The following is a 16,456-nucleotide window of genomic DNA, read 5'->3' as shown; positions in this document are numbered from 1 at the left end:
CGCGAAGGTGGCGTGTCAGATGACATCAATGTTGACTGACACGCCGCCTTCGCGAGCAAGCCCGCTCCCACATTGGGAATCTCACCCGGCACACAACTTGCTCCGCATTCCAGCATCCCAAGGCTGGAAGTCCTCATGCTCCACTCCCACCTCACCACCCTCAATGCCGTCTCCCTGGTACTCGATGCCTTCAAGGCACAAGGCCTGTCCAGCGAAGCGCTGCTGGCCGGCAGCGGCATCAGTGCGGCGGATCTGAACCGGGCCGACACGCGCATCACCACCAATCAAGAGATGCAGGTCTGTGCCAACGCCGTTGCCCTCAAGCGCGACATCGGCCTGGAACTGGGTCGGCGGATGCACGTTTCCTGCTACGGCATGCTCGGTTACGCCCTGCTCACCAGTGCCACCTTCGGTGACGCATTGCGCCTGGCGATACGCTATCCGGCGCTGCTGGGAACACTTTTCGAGCTGAGCCTGGAGGACGACGGCGAGCGTATCTGGTTCGCCGCCGCCGATTACCGCGAGAGCCCGGCCATGGCAGTGTTCAACGCCGAGTTCTGCCTCGTATCGCTGAAAGTCACCTGCGACGACCTGCTTGGCCATCCCCTGCCCTTGCTCGGCGCACGCTTCGAACATGCCGCACCCGACTACGAACCGAGCTACGCCGAACATTTCAACTGCCCGCTGGATTTCGGCGCGCGCAACAATGCCTTCGCCTTCGACAAGCGCTGGCTCGACCAGCCGTTGCCGCTGGCCGATGTCATCACCCATCAAGCCATGGCCGAGCGCTGCCGCAAACAGAACATCGAGTTCACCGGGCGTCAGGCATGGCTCGGACGGATCCGCCAATTGCTCAGCGCGCAATTGAATGCAGCGCCGGGGCTGGAGGGCCTGGCCGAGCAGATGAATTGCTCGGCGCGAACCTTGCGTCGGCATCTCAAGGACATGGGCTGCAGCTATCAGGAATTGCTCGACGAACTGCGCTTCGAGCAGGCCAAGCAAATGCTGTGTGAGGATCAATTGCCGATCTACCAGATTGCCGAGGCGCTGGGCTTCAGCGAGACCGCGAGTTTTCGCCATGCGTTCGTGCGCTGGAGCGGTGTGGCGCCGAGCCAGTTTCGGCCTTGATCGCAGCCTTTGTAGGAGCTGCCGAAGGCTGCGATCTTTTGATCTTCAAAGGGGCGAATTTCGGTCAAATGTTTTGGCCATATCGATCCCCTTTTGGCCTTTCCTGCCGTTCTCCTAAACCGTCTGCACCGCAAGACTGTGTTCAACCGAATCAGCCTGCGGAGAACAACAAAATGCTGACGATCTACTCGAACGATCACCACCTGCACCACGGCCGCTGTGAATTGATAGACGGGCAACTCAAGCCCTGCTTCGAAATGCCTTCACGTGCCGACCATGTGCTGGCACGGGTGCAAAATCAAAATCTCGGCCCTGTCGAAGCGCCGAAGGATTTCGGCCTCGGGCCGATCGAACGCATTCACAGCCGCGACTACCTCGACTTCTTCAAAGGCGCCTGGGCACGCTGGACCGAGTTCAACACCGACGGTGACTTGCTGCCCTACACCTGGCCGGCCCGCACCCTGCGCCGGATCAAACCCACCAGCCTGCACGGCGAACTCGGCTATTACAGCTTCGACGGCGGCGCGCCAATCACCGCCGGTACCTGGCAGGCGGCGTATAGCGCAGCGCAAGTCGCCCTCACCGCCCAGGCGGAAATCCAGCGCGGCGCCCGTTCGGCCTTTGCCCTCTGCCGTCCACCGGGACACCACGCCGCCAGCGATTTGATGGGGGGTTATTGCTACTTGAACAACGCCGCCATCGCCGCCCAGGCCTTCCTCGATCAGGGCCACAAAAAGGTCGCGATCCTCGACGTCGATTACCACCACGGCAACGGCACCCAGTCGATTTTCTACGAGCGCAGCGACGTGCTGTTCACTTCGATCCATGGCCACCCGGAAGCCGAGTTTCCGTTCTTCCTCGGCTATGAAGACGAATTGGGCGAAGGCCCCGGCGAGGGCTTCAACTTCAACTATCCTCTGGCCGCGGGTTCGGGCTGGGACACCTGGAGCGCGGCGCTGGAACAGGCCTGCAAAGAGATCGAAAGCTACGGCGCCGACATCGTCGTGGTCTCCCTGGGCGTCGACACGTTCAAGGACGACCCCATCTCGCAATTCAAACTCGACAGCCCGGATTACCTGGCCATGGGCAAGCGCATTGCGGCGCTCGGCAAACCAACGCTGTTCGTGATGGAAGGCGGCTACGCGGTAGAAGAAATCGGCATCAACGCCGTGAACGTTCTCGAAGGTTTCGAAAACGCCCAATGAGGATTAGAACAATGACAAGACTCAAGCGTTTGATCGTTCCAGCCCTGGGCGCCCTGGTGCTCAGTGGCGTTGCCCATGCTGAAGAACGAACGTTGCGTGTCTACAACTGGTTCGACTACATCACCCCCAAGGCTCTGGAAGACTTCAAGGCCCAGAACAGCCAGACCAAACTGGTCTACGACATTTTCGACACCAACGAAGCACTGGAAGCCAAGTTGCTGACCGGCAACTCCGGCTACGATGTGGTGGTGCCGTCCAACGTGTTCCTCGCCAAACAAATTGAAGCCGGCGTGTTCCAGCCACTGGACCGCAGCAAGTTGCCGAACTGGAACCATCTCGATCCCAAGCTGATGAAGCTGATCGAAGCCAACGACCCGGGCAACAAATTCGCCGTGCCTTACATGTACGGGACCATCCTGATCGGCTTCAACCCGGACAAGGTCAAGGCCGTGCTCGGCGACAACGCGCCAGTGGACAGCTGGGACCTGATCTTCAAGGAAGAGAACATCAGCAAGCTCAAGCAGTGCGGCGTCGCCCTGCTCGACTCGCCCTCGGAGATCTTGCCGCTGGCCCTGCAGCACCTCGGCCTCGATCCCAACAGCAAGAAGCCTGCGGACTACGACAAGGCTGAAGCGCTGCTGATGAAGATCCGCCCGTACATCACCTACTTCCACTCATCGAAGTACATGGCCGATATCGCCAACGGTGACATCTGCGTCGCGGTCGGTTATTCCGGCAGCTTCTCGCAAGCCGCCAACCGCGCCAAGGAAGCCAAGAACGGTGTGATCGTCGACATGCGCTTGCCGAAGGAAGGCGCGCCGATCTGGTTCGATATGCTCGCAATACCCAAGGGCGCGAAGAATCCGGAAGACGCCTACACCTTCATCAACTACCTGCTGCAACCCCAGGTGATTGCGCCGGTCAGTGACTTCGTCGGCTACCCGAACCCGAACAAGGACGCCACGGAACTGGTCGACCCGGCGATCCGCAACAACCCGAACCTGTACCCGACCGACACGGCAATGAGCACGCTCTACACCCTGCAACCGTTGCCGCGCGATGCCGAACGTGCGCGGACCCGGGCCTGGACCAAGATCAAGTCCGGTACCTGACAACCACGTCGTTCCCGTCATCCTCAAGACCTGCGTTTACGCAGGTCTTTTTTTGCCCGCGCTTCAGCCGGCACACCACACCGCCCGCAACCGTTGCAGCGCCGCCTCGATCGCCTTTTCGGGCACGGCGGCGAAACCCAGCACCAGCCCCGCTCGCTGATCCATCGGTGTCGTGGAGTCGGGCAACCAATAGCTGCTCAAGCCGTTGATCTCGACATCTACACTTTGCGCCAACTCGATCAATTCACGTTCACGCGCCACGCTCTCGACCGGTACGGTCATGTGCAGCCCGGCGGCGACGGTGGGTAATGGTCCCACCCCGGGAATCTCCGCCGGCCAGCCATTGAGCAATGCATTACGGCGACTCAACGCCGCACGGCGCATGCGGCGGATATGCCGCTGGAAATGCCCGGCCGCCATGAACTCGGCCATCACCGCCTGGGTACTGACCTCGGAATGGCGTACGTCCACGGCACGGCGTTGGGCAAAGGCCTGCACCAGCCCCGTCGGCAGCACCAGGTAACCCAGGCGCAACGCCGGAAACGCCACTTTTCCGAACGTGCCGACGTAGAGCACCCGGCCTTGCCGATCCAGTGCCGCCAAAGGCGCCAGCGGCGCACCGCTGTAGCGGTACTCGCCGTCGTAGTCATCCTCGACGATCCAGCCCTGGGTGCGTTCGGCCCAGGCCAGCAGCTCCAGACGGCGAGCCAGGCTCATCACCACCCCGGTCGGGTACTGATGGGACGGGGTGACGTAGGTCAAACGGCAATCGCGCAGCTGCGCCAGTTCAGCGCAGTCGATGCCCTCGCCATCCACCGCCACCCCATGCAACTTCGCACCTGCCACGGCGAACGCATGACCGGCCGCCCGATACCCGGGATTTTCAATCGCCACCCCGTCACCGGGCTCCACCAGCAGCTGTGCACAAAGGCTGATCCCCTGCTGCGCGCCACAGGTGATCACAATTTGTTCAGCCGTGCACTGCATGCCACGGGAACTGCGCAAATACGCAGCAATCATCCCGCGCAAGCGCACATCGCCAGCCGGGTCGCCGTAGCACAGCTGCTGCAAATCCGGTTTGCGCCAGAAAGCCGCATTCAGCTTGGCCCAGACCTCGAATGGAAACAGATCGAACGCCGGAACACCGACCCGAAATGCCCGTGGCGGACCGCTCGGCGGACTGGGTAAATGGTTGTTTTTCACCCGGGCCAACGGATCGTTGTGGATAACTTTGCTGGATGGATCCACAGGTAAATCGAGCCAATTTGTGGATAAGACTGTTGATAACCCTGTTGAAAAGCCTGTGGATACTTTTGTGGATAGTTTTTTTGCCGGCAACGCCGCCTGAGGCAGTTGCGCGACATAAGTGCCGTCCCCGACTCGCCCCTCAATGAAACCTTCGGCGTACAACTGATCGTAGGCACGCACCACGCTGTTGCGGGAAATAGCCAGCGCTGCGGCCAGGTCACGACTGGCCGGCAGACGCGTTCCACTGGCCAATCGTCCGTCGAGGACGCGCAGGCGCAAGGCCTGATAGAGCTGGCGACTCAACCCCTGGCGACGGTCGAGTTCGATACCGGCCGGGTTGAACGACAGGGAAAGCGGCGCATCCGTCATGACAATGGACCCATGAAATTGGTCATTAATGGCTCTTACAACAGACCAATAGCCTGCCTAGGATGAAGACATTCGCCAAGGAAAATATCTCCATGTACACGCCACGCGCTTTTGCCATCGACGAGTTGTCCCAACTGCATGAACTGATCCTCGCCACCCGTCTCGCCATATTGGTGACCCACGGCGAAAGCGGCCTGCAAGCCAGTCATGTGCCGGTGCTGCTGCATTGCGAACAAGGCTTGAACGGCACGTTGTACGGGCATCTGGCCAAAGCCAATCCACAGTGGAAAGACCTGCGCGACGGTGCCGAAGCCCTGCTGATTTTTGCCGGTGCCGACGCCTACGTCAGCCCCGGCTTCTACCCGAGCAAGGCCGAACACGGCAAAGTCGTGCCAACCTGGAACTACGTCGCCGTACACGCCTATGGCCGAGCCGAAACCTTTAGCGATGGCGGGCGGCTGCTCGACATCGTCAGCACCCTCACCGATCGTCATGAAGCTGGCCGCGCCCAACCGTGGTCCGTGGCCGATGCCCCCGCCGATTACATCGACGGCATGCTCAAGGCCATCGTCGGTTTCGCCGTTCCCATCGACCGTCTGGAAGGCAAGCGCAAGCTCAGCCAGAACCGCAGCCCCGCCGACATCGCCGGCGTACGCGAAGGCCTGGCCGCCAGCCCCGACGTCAACGACCAGACCCTCGCCCAATTGATGCGCTAAGGAAATCACCATGAGTCAAATCGACATTCGCCAAGTCACCGCCGGTGATCACGCGGCCTGGTTGCCGCTGTGGCAAGCCTACCTGCGCTTCTACAAAACCGAATTGCCGGAGGCCGTCACTCACAGCACCTGGCAGCGCATGCTCGACCCGAACGAACCGACCCACGCCGCCCTCGCCTGGGCTGACAACAAAGCCGTGGGCATGGTGCATTTCATCTACCATCGTTCGAACTGGGCCATCGAAAACGCCTGCTACCTGCAAGACTTGCTGGTGGTTCCGGAAACCCGAGGCACCGGCGTCGGCCGGCAACTGATCGAGTTCGTCTACGCCACGGCCAAGGCCGACGGCTGTAACAAGGTGCACTGGCTGACCCACGAAACCAACGCCACCGCGATCCAGCTCTACGAGCGCATTGCAGAACGCCCCGGTTTCATCCAGTTTCGCAAAGCCATTTAAGGTTCAAGGAGAACAACATGTCGACTTCACTCGCCAACTGGAAAGGCGTCCCGGCCCCCACGACGCAACTGATCGAAGGACGCTTCATCCGCCTGGAAAAACTCGACCCGGCGCGCCACGGCGACGACCTGTTCAAAGCGCTGCAAGGCCCGGGCGCCGACCCGAAGCTTTGGGACTATCTGCCATACGGCCCCTTCCCGGAGCGCAGCGCCTTCAACGACTGGCTGAACAACCACGCGGCCAATAGCGACCCGTACTTCTTCAGCGTGATCGATCGCGCCAGCGGCGAGGTCCAGGGCATCCTCAGCCTGATGTCCATCGTCCCGGCCCAGGGGCGCATCGAAATCGGCCACGTCACCTTCAGCGCGCCGATGCAGCGCTCACCGAAAAGCACCGAGGCGGTATACCTGCTGGCCAAGGAATCCTTCGCCCTCGGCTACCGTCGCCTGGAATGGAAATGCAACAACGCCAACGCCCGCTCCAAATATGCGGCCGAACGTTTGGGTTTCAGTTTTGAGGGTGTGTTTCGCCAGCACATGGTGGTCAAGGGGCAGAACCGCGATACGGCGTGGTACTCGATCCTGGATTCGGAATGGCCGGCGATTGGGGCCGGGTTTGAGAAGTGGTTGAGTGATGAGAACCAGACGGGGTCGGGGCAGTTGAAAAGCCTCGTTGAGTGCCGCGGCTAAAAAAACCAAAAGCAAAAGATCGCAGCCCAACGCATCCAAGGCGCGCTGACGCCCACAAGCTCTTTGCTTTGCCATGGATAAAAAAAGGGGAGCACATGCCCCCCCGAGGTTTAAAGCGTTGTATCGAGGCTGTTAAATCAGCCTTCGATCTCGATCAGGATCTCGCCCGGGTTCACCCGGTCGCCCTTGGCCACGTGAATGGCGGTGACTTTACCGGCGATGGCTGCCTGGACTTCGGTTTCCATCTTCATCGCCTCGGTGATCAGCACGGCCTGGCCCGCCTTGACGGTGTCGCCCTCCTTGACCAGCACATCGACGATGTTGCCCGGCATGGTGGTGCTGACATGGCCCGGTGCAGTGGCTTGCTTGCGCTTGCTGCTGCCGCCGCTGACGAATTCGTTGAGCGGTTCGAACACCACTTCTTCCGGCATGCCGTCGATGGACAGGTAGAAGTGACGCTTGCCTTCAGCCTTGACGCCAACACCGGTGATGTCGACGCGGTAGGTTTCGCCGTGAACGTCGATGACGAACTCGGTCGGCACGCCTTCACCGCCCGCCGAAGCCACTGTGCCGGCTTCCGGAATCGGCAACAGCACTTCAGGAGTCAGGGTTCCGGCCGCGCGCTCTTCGAGGAACTTGCGACCGATGTCCGGGAACATGGCGAAGGTCAGCACGTCTTCTTCAGACTTGGCCAGAGCACCGATATCGGCGCGCAGCTTGGCCATTTCCGGCTTGAGCAGATCGGCTGGACGCACGTCGATCACTTCTTCGCTGCCGATGGCCTGGCGACGCAGTTGTTCGTTGACGGTGCCCGGCGCCTTGCCGTAGCCGCCTTGCAGGTACAGCTTCACTTCGTTGGTGATGGTCTTGTAGCGCTCGCCGGCCAGCACGTTGAAGAACGCCTGGGTGCCGACGATCTGCGAGGTCGGGGTCACCAGCGGCGGGAAGCCGAGGTCTTCGCGAACGCGCGGGATTTCGGCCAGCACTTCGCTCATGCGGTTCAGCGCGCCCTGCTCTTTCAACTGATTGGCCAGGTTGGAGATCATCCCGCCCGGCACCTGGTTGACTTGCACACGGGTGTCGACGGCGGTGAATTCGCTTTCGAACTGGTGGTACTTCTTGCGCACGGCGTAGAAGTAAAGGCCGATCTCTTGCAGCAGCTCCAGGTTCAGGCCGGTGTCGAACTCGCTGCCTTTAAGGGCGGCGACCATCGACTCGGTGCCCGGGTGGCTGGTGCCCCAGGCGAAGCTGGAGATCGCGGTGTCGATGTGGTCGGCGCCGTTTTCGATAGCCTTCATCTGGCACATTGCAGCCAAGCCGGCGGTGTCGTGGGAGTGGATGAACACGGGCAGCGATTGCTCGGCTTTCAGTGCCTTGACCAGTTCGCCAGTGGCGTATGGGGTCAGCAAACCGGCCATGTCCTTGATCGCCACCGAGTCGCAACCCATGGCTTCCATTTGCTTGGCCTGGTTCACGAAAGCCTCGATGGTGTGCACCGGGCTGGTGGTGTAGGCGATGGTGCCCTGGGCATGTTTGCCGGCAGCCTTCACCGCTTCGATGGCCACGCGCAGGTTACGCACATCGTTCATCGCATCGAAGATACGGAACACGTCGATGCCGTTGACCGCGGCCTTGGCGACGAAGGCTTTGACCACGTCGTCGCTGTAGTGGCGGTAGCCCAGCAGGTTCTGGCCGCGCAACAGCATTTGCAGGCGGGTGTTAGGCAGCGCAGCGCGCAGTTGGCGCAGACGCTCCCACGGGTCTTCCTTCAGGAAACGTACGCAGGCGTCGAAGGTCGCGCCGCCCCAGCATTCCAGCGACCAGTAGCCGACTTTGTCGAGCTTGTCGCAGATCGGCAGCATGTCTTCGGTGCGCATGCGGGTGGCGAGCAGCGATTGGTGGGCGTCGCGCAGGATCGTGTCGGTAACGTGGATTTGCTTGCTCATTGTTCTATTCCTCACAGGCCTGCGTGGGCGGCGATGGCGGCGGCGATGGCCAGGGCCAGCTCTTCGGGTTTGCGCTTGATCGAGTAGTTGGTCAGTTCAGGGTGGCTTTCAACGAAGCTGGTATTGAACTGGCCGCTACGGAATTCCGGGTTACGCAGGATTTCCTGGTAGTACGCGGCAGTGGTCTTGACCCCTTGCAGACGCATGTCATCGAGGGCGCGCAGACCGCGGTCCATCGCCTCTTCCCAGGTCAGCGCCCACACCACCAGTTTCAGACACATGGAGTCGTAGAACGGCGGAATGGTGTAGCCGGTGTAGATCGCCGTGTCGGTACGCACGCCGGGGCCGCCGGGGGCGTAGTAACGGGTGATCTTGCCGAAGCTCGGCAGGAAGTTGTTCTTCGGGTCTTCGGCGTTGATCCGGAATTGCAGGGCGAAACCACGGTGCTGGATGTCTTCCTGTTTCACCGACAGCGGCAGGCCGGAGGCAATGCGAATCTGCTCGCGGACAATGTCGATGCCGGTGATTTCTTCGGTGATGGTGTGTTCCACCTGCACCCGGGTGTTCATCTCCATGAAGTACACCTCGCCCTCGGCGAGCAGGAACTCCACAGTGCCGGCGTTCTCGTAGCCCACGGCCTTGGCTGCACGCACCGACAGGTCGCCGATGTAGGCGCGCTGTTCCGGGGTCAGTTGCGGGCTCGGGGCGATCTCGATCAGCTTCTGGTTGCGACGCTGGATCGAGCAGTCACGCTCGAACAGGTGCACCACGTTGCCGAAGCTGTCGCCAAGGATCTGCGCTTCAATGTGTTTGGGATTGACGATGCATTTTTCCAGGAACACTTCCGCCGAACCAAAAGCCTTGGTGGCTTCGGAAATGACCCGCGGGAAAGCCTGTTCGAGTTCTTCACGGCTGTTGCAGCGACGAATACCGCGACCACCGCCACCGGATGTGGCCTTGAGCATCACCGGGTAGCCAATGCGATCGCCTTCGGTCAGGGCTTCTTCGATGCCCGACACGTTGCCTTCGGTGCCCGGGGTAACCGGTACGCCAGCCTTGATCATGCTGCGGCGGGCTTCGGTCTTGTCGCCCATCCGGCGAATGACTTCAGCCGATGGACCAATGAATTTGATCCCGCGCTCAGCGCAGATTTCCGCCAGTTCGGCGTTTTCCGAAAGGAAGCCATAACCGGGGTGCAGTGCATCGCAACCGGTTTCCACAGCCAGGTTCACCAGCTTGCGCGGGTTCAGGTAACCAGCCAGCGGTTCGGCACCAATGCTGTGGGCCTCATCCGCACGCTTCACATGCAAGGCATGACGGTCGGCGTCGGAATAGATCGCGACCGAGCGAATGCCCATTTCGGCACAGGCACGTACGATTCGTACGGCAATCTCACCACGGTTGGCGATCAGGATCTTTGTTATCACTTGGAGTTTCCCTTGAGGCCGGTGGTACCCACGACCTGCTAGACCCAGGTCGACGCGTGACCAAATGTTTCATTTTGGTCGCAGGCCCACACTAGCGCCCACAAGGGATTAACAAAAATGAATAAAAATTGGGTCGTGCATAAGTAAAGACTTATAGTTGATTCACCAGCCAGCGACGAGAGTGACCGGATAATGCGTAAGTCATTGATGCGTATGACTTTGCGGCAATTGCAGATCTTCAATGAAGTCTGTGATTTGCGATCTTACAGCCGCGCGGCCGACGAAATGTCGCTCACACAACCTGCCGTCAGCCTGCAGATTCGTCAGCTCGAAGAGCTGATTGGCCAGCCGTTGTTCGATTATGTCGGCAAAAAGCTCTACATGACCGAAGCCGCTGAAGCGTTACAGCGAGCCAGCCGGGACATCTTCGGGCGCCTGGAAAACCTCGATATGCAGCTGTCGGACATGCAGGGCTCGTTGCAGGGGCAACTGAAACTGGCGGTGGAATCCAGCGCCAAATATTTCGTGCCGCATCTGTTTGCCGCATTCAAACGCCAGCACCCGGAGGTGAACCTGCAACTGACGGTGGTCAATCGCGGCCAGGTCATTCGGCGGCTGTCGGACAACCGCGACGACCTGGTGATCATGTCCATGGTGCCTCAGGACATGGGCCTGGAGTTCCTACCGTTCCTGAACAACCCGATCGTTGCCGTGGCGCCACCGGATCACCCGCTGTGTCACATGGGGCCGCTGCGCCTGCAGGATCTCGAGCCTTACACACTGTTGCTGCGTGAGCCAGGCTCCGGGACGCGGCTGGCGTGCGAGGAATACTTCAAAGAGAAGCGCGTGCACTTCAACCAGACCCAGGAGGTCTCGTCTGCTGAAGCTCAGCGTGAATGTGTACTGGCAGGCCTGGGCGTTGCGCTGTTGACGCGCCACGCCCTGAACCTTGAGCTGGCAACCGGCGGGTTGATCGAGCTACCCATCGAAGAGCTGCCACTGTTTCGCAGCTGGTGCCTGGTGCAGGCCAAGGCGAAACGCCTGTCACCGGTGGCTCACGCCTTCCTGGCGTTTATCCGCAGCGAACGGATCCAGATCAGCGCGCTGGTTGAGCGTTTCGACGGGAAGTCGAGGGAGATGCCTGCCAGAAGTTGAGTTCCAACTCCGGAAAGTCGCCAATCTCGGCCAGAAGCTGACGGCGTTCGCAGCGATCTTCGATGGCGCGACGGAATTCCATGCGGCGCTGGTCTTCCTGCTGACGACGGGTTTTGACAGCGCTGTTGCGTTCTTCGTAGGGCATGGCCATTTCGAGTCTCCCAAGGCGAGTACGGGAGTTTCAAGATAGGCGCGAGGGATGACGATTTGGCGGCTCGGGTGTTACAGACTGATGAAAATTGCGGCGTATTCGAGGACGCCATCGCGAGCAGGCTCGCTCCCACCTTTGACCGCGATCTCCTGTGGGAGCGAGCCTGCTCGCGATTAAGGTCGGAACGACCTTACGACGACGTCAGTCGTCCAGCGCTTTCACCGACTTGGGTGACAACCGCAAACTGCGCAAACTGCGTTTAACGCTCTTGAGGTGATTGACCAGGCTCGGGCCGCGGGCCATGGCCACGCCCATCGCCAGCACATCGATCACCACCAGGTGGGCGATACGCGAGGTCAGCGGCGTATAGATTTCAGTGTCCTCGTGCACATCGATCGCCAGGTTGACCGTCGACAACTCGGCCAATGGCGTCTGGCTTGGACACAACGTGATCAACGAAGCGCCGCTTTCGCGCACCAGGTTGGCGGTAATCAGCAGGTCCTTGGAACGACCCGACTGGGAAATGCAGATGGCCACGTCAGTCGGCTTCAATGTCACGGCCGACATCGCCTGCATGTGCGGGTCGGAGTACGCCGCTGCGGTAAGCAGCAAGCGGAAGAATTTGTGCTGCGCATCCGCCGCGACCGCACCCGAGGCGCCAAAACCATAGAACTCGACACGCTGGGCCTGGGACATCAGCGTCACGGCCCTCTGCAACTCCAGCGGATCGAGTTTCTCGCGAACCTCCATCAGGGTATGCAGGGTGGTGTCGAAGATTTTCAGGCTGTAGTCGGCGACCGAATCGTCTTCGTGGATCGCAAACTGGCCAAAACTCGCACCGGCCGCCAGGCTCTGGGCCAGCTTCAGCTTCAGGTCTTGAAAGCCGGAACAACCGATGGCACGGCAAAAACGCACGATGGTCGGTTCACTGATGCCCACGCTGTGGGCCAGGTCGGCCATGGAGCTGTGCATCACGGCCGCAGGATCAAGCAGCACGTGGTCGGCGACCTTGAGCTCCGACTTGCGTAACAGGTGGCGAGACTGGGCGATGTGTTGCAGCAGATTCAAAGGGCTGGACTCTTTGTTATTGGCAGGTGCCGGGGATGTAGCACGCTTGTAGTTATACTACATGAATCGGCTTTTTGCCTCCTCAATGCGTAACCACATCCCTCGGCATTCAGGCATGCACGCTCCATGTAGCGCTCATTCCGAGCTTTCCCGTTGCTCATCAATGCCCGCCTCTTGGCGTTGCGGCAAAAATGAGCCCCTCTTACAAACATCAAAACTGGTTAACTCACCAACAACGTATAACCCACATTAACTTACAAACAAGTTAAGTATCGCCATCCACCAATCAAACACAGAGGGATATATTAAACAGGCAGGTCGCAATTATCTTAATTACAGGAGTTACACACAATGACCATTACAACTAAAAATTGGACCGCTCAAATTGACCGCATGCCCGGCGCGCTTTCCTTCCGTGCCTTTGGCACGGTAACCGTTGCCCACTCCGGCATTACGCCAAAGCTGGTACTGAACGATACTCAGGACAAGTCTTTTGACTTACGACTTAACCTGGAACTTGAAACTACCCACGAACCTGCACTGCAAGTCCTGACAGACAAGTTTGTCGAATATAAGAAGATGGGGCCCTCCAACGTCACAGGCGTCAGTATTTTTTTCGAAGGAAAGTTACTGCACCATATTTATGACGTACTGATCACCGATTAAAGAATTACCCGCCGCAAACTTCCCGTCAGGCCGCCACGGCTTGACGGGAAGCCATTTCGGTCAATCCACACCATTCTCTCGCAGCAGAACGGCCAGGACCTGCGCCTCGACCGGCCGACTGATCAGATAACCTTGCACCTCATCGCAGCGCTCAGCCTTGAGAAACTCAAGCTGCTCCTGGTGTTCCACCCCTTCCGCGACAACCTTCAACGACAAGCCATGGGCCATGGCAATGATCGCCCGTGTGATCGCGGCATCTCCGCTGCCCTCACCCAGTCCGCGGATAAACGCCTGGTCGATCTTCACGTAGTCCACCGGGATGCGTTTGAGATAACTCAAAGACGAATACCCGGTGCCAAAATCATCGATCGCCAGTTTCACCCCGAGATCACGCAGTTGCTGGAAGGTTGCGATGATGTGTTCGACGCTGTCCAGCAACTGGCTTTCGGTGAGTTCCAGCTCCAGGTAGCGTGGCTCCAGCCCGGTTTCCTCCAGCACCTGGCGCACCAGACTGACGAGCTTGCCCTGGCGCAATTGATGCACCGACAGATTGACCGACACCCGAATCGCATCAAGCCCCTGCCGCTGCCACTCACAGGCTTGCCAGCAGGCCTGACGCAGCACGAACTCACCGATCGGGCCGATCAATCCGGTTTCTTCCGCCAGACCGATGAAATCCCCCGGCGGCACGCGGCCCATGGTCGGGTGATCCCAACGCACCAGCGCCTCGGCAGCATTCAGCTTGCCCGTGGCGAGGCACAGCTTGGGTTGGTAGAACACCTTCAACTGCTTTTCTTCGATGGCTTTGCGCAACTGGTTTTCCAGTTGCAAACGCTCCAGCGTGCTGGCTTGCAGGCTGTCGGTGTAGAACTGGAAGTTGTTGCCACCCAAATGCTTTGCGTGCTGCATGGCCATGTTCGATTGACTGACCAACGCGGAAATTTCCCGGGCGTTATCCGGGAGCAGGCTGATGCCCATGGACGCGCTGACCACCAGTTCATGACCCTCAATGGTCACCGGCACGCGCAACTTGGTCGCCAGACGAGTCGCCACCCGGGCCAGGCTCGAAAGGTTGCCGTAGGTGTTGAACAGCACGGCAAACTCATCGCCGGACAGGCGCGCGATGGTGTCTGCTTCAGGCAATGCATTCACCAGTCGCCGGGCCATTTTCTGCAACAACTGGTCGGCGACTTCATGCCCCAGGCTGTCGTTGAGTTGCTTGAACCGGTCGAGATTGATGTGCAGCAAGGCCAGGCTGCGATAACCGCCCTGTCGTACTCGTTGATGAGCCTCGCTGAGACGCTCGCGGAACATCGCGCGGTTGGCCAGACCGGTGAGTTCGTCGTAATGGGTCAGATAGCGCATACGCTCTTCGGATTCCCGGCGGGCAGAAAGATCCGCGAAGAAGCCCACGATATGGCTGACATTTCCCCGGCTATCGCGCACGGCATTCAATTGCAGCCATTGCGGATACATCTCGCCGTTCTTGCGGGTTTCCACCAATTCACCCTGCCAGCTGCCTTGCTGCTCCAACGCCTGATGGATCGCGGCGTAATGCCGACGCGCATCTCGACTGCATGGCAACTCAACGACTTTGCGTCCGATCATGTCTTCGATGGCATAGCCGGTCACCCGACTGAAGGCTTGATTGATTGCGATCAGGGCATAGTTCGGGTCGAAAATCACAATCCCTTCGCTGGCCGCCTCGAATACAGTCGCCGCCAGTTGCCGCTGCTCTTCCAGGTTTTTGCTGACGCTGATGTCGCGCCGAGTGCCGACCATGCGCAAAACCCGTCCGTTCTCGGCACGCTCCACCGCCCGCCCACGGTCCTCGATCCAGACCCAGTGGCCATCGCCATGGCGCACGCGATACTCGATTTGATAGTCCTCGGTGCGGCCCTTCAGATGCTCGACCAGCGCCCTTCTCAGCGCTGGAAGGTCCTCGGGGTGAAGGCGCGGCTTGAGGTGACGCAGGATTGCCGTGACCTGGTCCGGCTCCAGGCCGAACAATTCCTGAATCTGCGTGTGATGGACTTCGTCGGTTTGCAGATTCCAGTCCCACAACCCCAACTCGCTGGCCTTCAATGCCAGCGCCAGGCGTGCTTCGCTCTTGCTCAGCGCCTGGTTGGCGGCGTCCAGCTCCAGGCTGCGCTGAGCGACGCGGTTTTCCAGGTCGACCTGGATCTCTCGCAATTCGTTCTCGGCGCGTCGACGCTGTTCGATCTCCTTGGCCAGCTTTTGATTGAGCTGATCACTGCTGCTTTGCGCCTGCTGTAGATGTTCGATCAATGCCTGGTTCTGAAAGCGTCGCATCAAGCCCCGATCGATCAATCGATTGACCTGCCAGGCAACCACACTCAATGCACCGAGCAGAATCAGCCCGAACCAGCCCCAGCCCTGCTGCTGTTCGTCACCACCCCAAAACATATAGGCAATGGCCGGTAGCAGGCAGGGCAAGGTGAAAGACAGAAAGGCCGGCAAACTGACTGCATACGCCACGCTGGCCGAGAGCGCTGCGGCACCGATGAGGCCGAAGACCCAGGCTTGCTGAATGAAGTTATCGGCGGGAACCAAAGCAATGCCGGCACCGGCCAGGGTCAGGCCGGTGAGGCCGGAACCCAGCAAAAACATCCGTCGCCAAATGGGCTGGGCTTGACGATTGGGGATGGCCGAATCGAAGGCTGCGACCTGAATCACCCGCAATGCCACCAAAGACAACAACCACACCAGCCAGACACTGACCAGGAAATAGCGCTGCGGGCTCCAGAGCAACCCGGCACAGACCAGGCCATTGATCAGCATGAACAACGTGGGCAGCAGCGAGCCCTGATACAACAGGCGCGTGCGTTCGACCGCCATTTCCATGGCGAATTGCTTTCTGATAACCCGGGGCTCCACAGTGGGGCCCGACAGGTCGAAGCTGAGGGTCATAGGCGATGTTCTTGTTCTTATAATGATGAGCATGGGCCCGAAACTGCTCGGAGCATACACAAGCAATTGCCCGGACCAAACTGCTGCTGATCAATAAATCGCCAAATTTTTCAGCCGCCGCCCCTCCCTGAAAACGCTAAAGGCACGCCCCGCCAACGCCCGCAGCCGATGACCGACCGGTCGTCCCT

Annotated in this window: 14 protein-coding genes; 8 read left to right on the top strand and 6 right to left on the bottom strand. The window is 59.8% G+C overall.

Features of this window, described 5'->3' with window-relative positions:
* The first annotated feature begins 135 nt into the window (after positions 1 to 135).
* The 3 genes from AC07YV_RS25765 (at position 136) to AC07YV_RS25755 (ending at position 3,445) form a co-directional block, all read left to right on the top strand.
* Positions 136 to 1,128, top strand: a complete 993-nt coding sequence (locus AC07YV_RS25765) for an AraC family transcriptional regulator (protein WP_102701926.1) — start codon at positions 136 to 138, stop codon at positions 1,126 to 1,128.
* A gap of 173 nt (positions 1,129 to 1,301) precedes the next feature.
* Positions 1,302 to 2,333, top strand: coding sequence for a histone deacetylase family protein (locus AC07YV_RS25760; protein WP_102701927.1), 1,032 nt, complete (start codon positions 1,302 to 1,304; stop codon positions 2,331 to 2,333).
* 11 nt (positions 2,334 to 2,344) lie between these two features.
* A complete protein-coding gene (locus AC07YV_RS25755) occupies positions 2,345 to 3,445 on the top strand; it encodes a polyamine ABC transporter substrate-binding protein (protein ID WP_102701928.1) in 1,101 nt (366 codons plus the stop codon).
* 63 nt (positions 3,446 to 3,508) lie between these two features.
* Here AC07YV_RS25755 and pdxR read toward each other — a convergent pair whose 3' ends face one another.
* Positions 3,509 to 5,062 carry a MocR-like pyridoxine biosynthesis transcription factor PdxR gene (gene pdxR / locus AC07YV_RS25750; protein WP_102701929.1) on the bottom strand — a complete coding sequence of 518 codons (1,554 nt, stop codon included), beginning with the start codon at positions 5,060 to 5,062 and terminating at the stop codon, positions 3,509 to 3,511.
* Between the two features lie 92 nt (positions 5,063 to 5,154).
* Here pdxR and AC07YV_RS25745 point away from each other — a divergent pair, with 92 nt between their 5' ends.
* From AC07YV_RS25745 to AC07YV_RS25735, 3 genes are read left to right on the top strand one after another with little or no spacing between them, the layout of a single operon-like run.
* Positions 5,155 to 5,778 (top strand): FMN-binding negative transcriptional regulator, encoded by a 624-nt coding sequence (locus AC07YV_RS25745; protein WP_102701930.1) that lies wholly within the window; start codon positions 5,155 to 5,157, stop codon positions 5,776 to 5,778.
* Between the two features lie 10 nt (positions 5,779 to 5,788).
* Positions 5,789 to 6,235 (top strand): GNAT family N-acetyltransferase, encoded by a 447-nt coding sequence (locus AC07YV_RS25740; protein ID WP_102701931.1) that lies wholly within the window; start codon positions 5,789 to 5,791, stop codon positions 6,233 to 6,235.
* Between the two features lie 17 nt (positions 6,236 to 6,252).
* Positions 6,253 to 6,924, top strand: a complete 672-nt coding sequence (locus tag AC07YV_RS25735) for a GNAT family N-acetyltransferase (RefSeq protein WP_102701932.1) — start codon at positions 6,253 to 6,255, stop codon at positions 6,922 to 6,924.
* 137 nt (positions 6,925 to 7,061) lie between these two features.
* Here AC07YV_RS25735 and oadA read toward each other — a convergent pair whose 3' ends face one another.
* Both oadA and AC07YV_RS25725 read right to left on the bottom strand, forming a co-directional pair.
* Positions 7,062 to 8,870, bottom strand: a complete 1,809-nt coding sequence (gene oadA / locus AC07YV_RS25730) for a sodium-extruding oxaloacetate decarboxylase subunit alpha (RefSeq protein ID WP_102701933.1) — start codon at positions 8,868 to 8,870, stop codon at positions 7,062 to 7,064.
* Positions 8,871 to 8,881: 11 nt separating this feature from the next.
* Positions 8,882 to 10,297, bottom strand: coding sequence for an acetyl-CoA carboxylase biotin carboxylase subunit (locus AC07YV_RS25725; RefSeq protein ID WP_007971702.1), 1,416 nt, complete (start codon positions 10,295 to 10,297; stop codon positions 8,882 to 8,884).
* Positions 10,298 to 10,489: 192 nt separating this feature from the next.
* Between AC07YV_RS25725 and AC07YV_RS25720 the strand changes: the two genes are divergently transcribed.
* Complete coding sequence (locus AC07YV_RS25720) at positions 10,490 to 11,452, top strand: LysR family transcriptional regulator (RefSeq protein ID WP_007971700.1); 963 nt, start codon at positions 10,490 to 10,492, stop codon at positions 11,450 to 11,452.
* Here the strand turns inward: AC07YV_RS25720 and AC07YV_RS25715 are convergent.
* Complete coding sequence (locus AC07YV_RS25715; protein WP_007971698.1) at positions 11,394 to 11,603, bottom strand: PA3496 family putative envelope integrity protein; 210 nt, start codon at positions 11,601 to 11,603, stop codon at positions 11,394 to 11,396. The two genes, AC07YV_RS25720 and AC07YV_RS25715, sit on opposite strands and share 59 nt — an antisense overlap.
* Positions 11,604 to 11,804: 201 nt before the next feature.
* The gene (hexR, locus tag AC07YV_RS25710; protein WP_007954250.1) at positions 11,805 to 12,671 is read right to left on the bottom strand and encodes a transcriptional regulator HexR; all 867 of its coding nucleotides are present in this window, start codon (positions 12,669 to 12,671) and stop codon (positions 11,805 to 11,807) included.
* 351 nt (positions 12,672 to 13,022) lie between these two features.
* Here hexR and AC07YV_RS25705 point away from each other — a divergent pair, with 351 nt between their 5' ends.
* The gene (locus AC07YV_RS25705) at positions 13,023 to 13,337 is read left to right on the top strand and encodes a hypothetical protein (RefSeq protein WP_102701934.1); all 315 of its coding nucleotides are present in this window, start codon (positions 13,023 to 13,025) and stop codon (positions 13,335 to 13,337) included.
* A 60-nt stretch (positions 13,338 to 13,397) separates the two neighbouring features.
* Here AC07YV_RS25705 and AC07YV_RS25700 read toward each other — a convergent pair whose 3' ends face one another.
* Positions 13,398 to 16,268 (bottom strand): EAL domain-containing protein, encoded by a 2,871-nt coding sequence (locus AC07YV_RS25700; RefSeq protein ID WP_102701935.1) that lies wholly within the window; start codon positions 16,266 to 16,268, stop codon positions 13,398 to 13,400.
* Positions 16,269 to 16,456: the final 188 nt, after the last annotated feature.

It is taken from the genome of Pseudomonas sp. GW456-E7 (genome assembly GCF_059424105.1).
The sequence above is the reverse complement of the archived record's forward strand: the minus strand, read 5'-3'. Positions and strand labels throughout refer to the sequence as shown.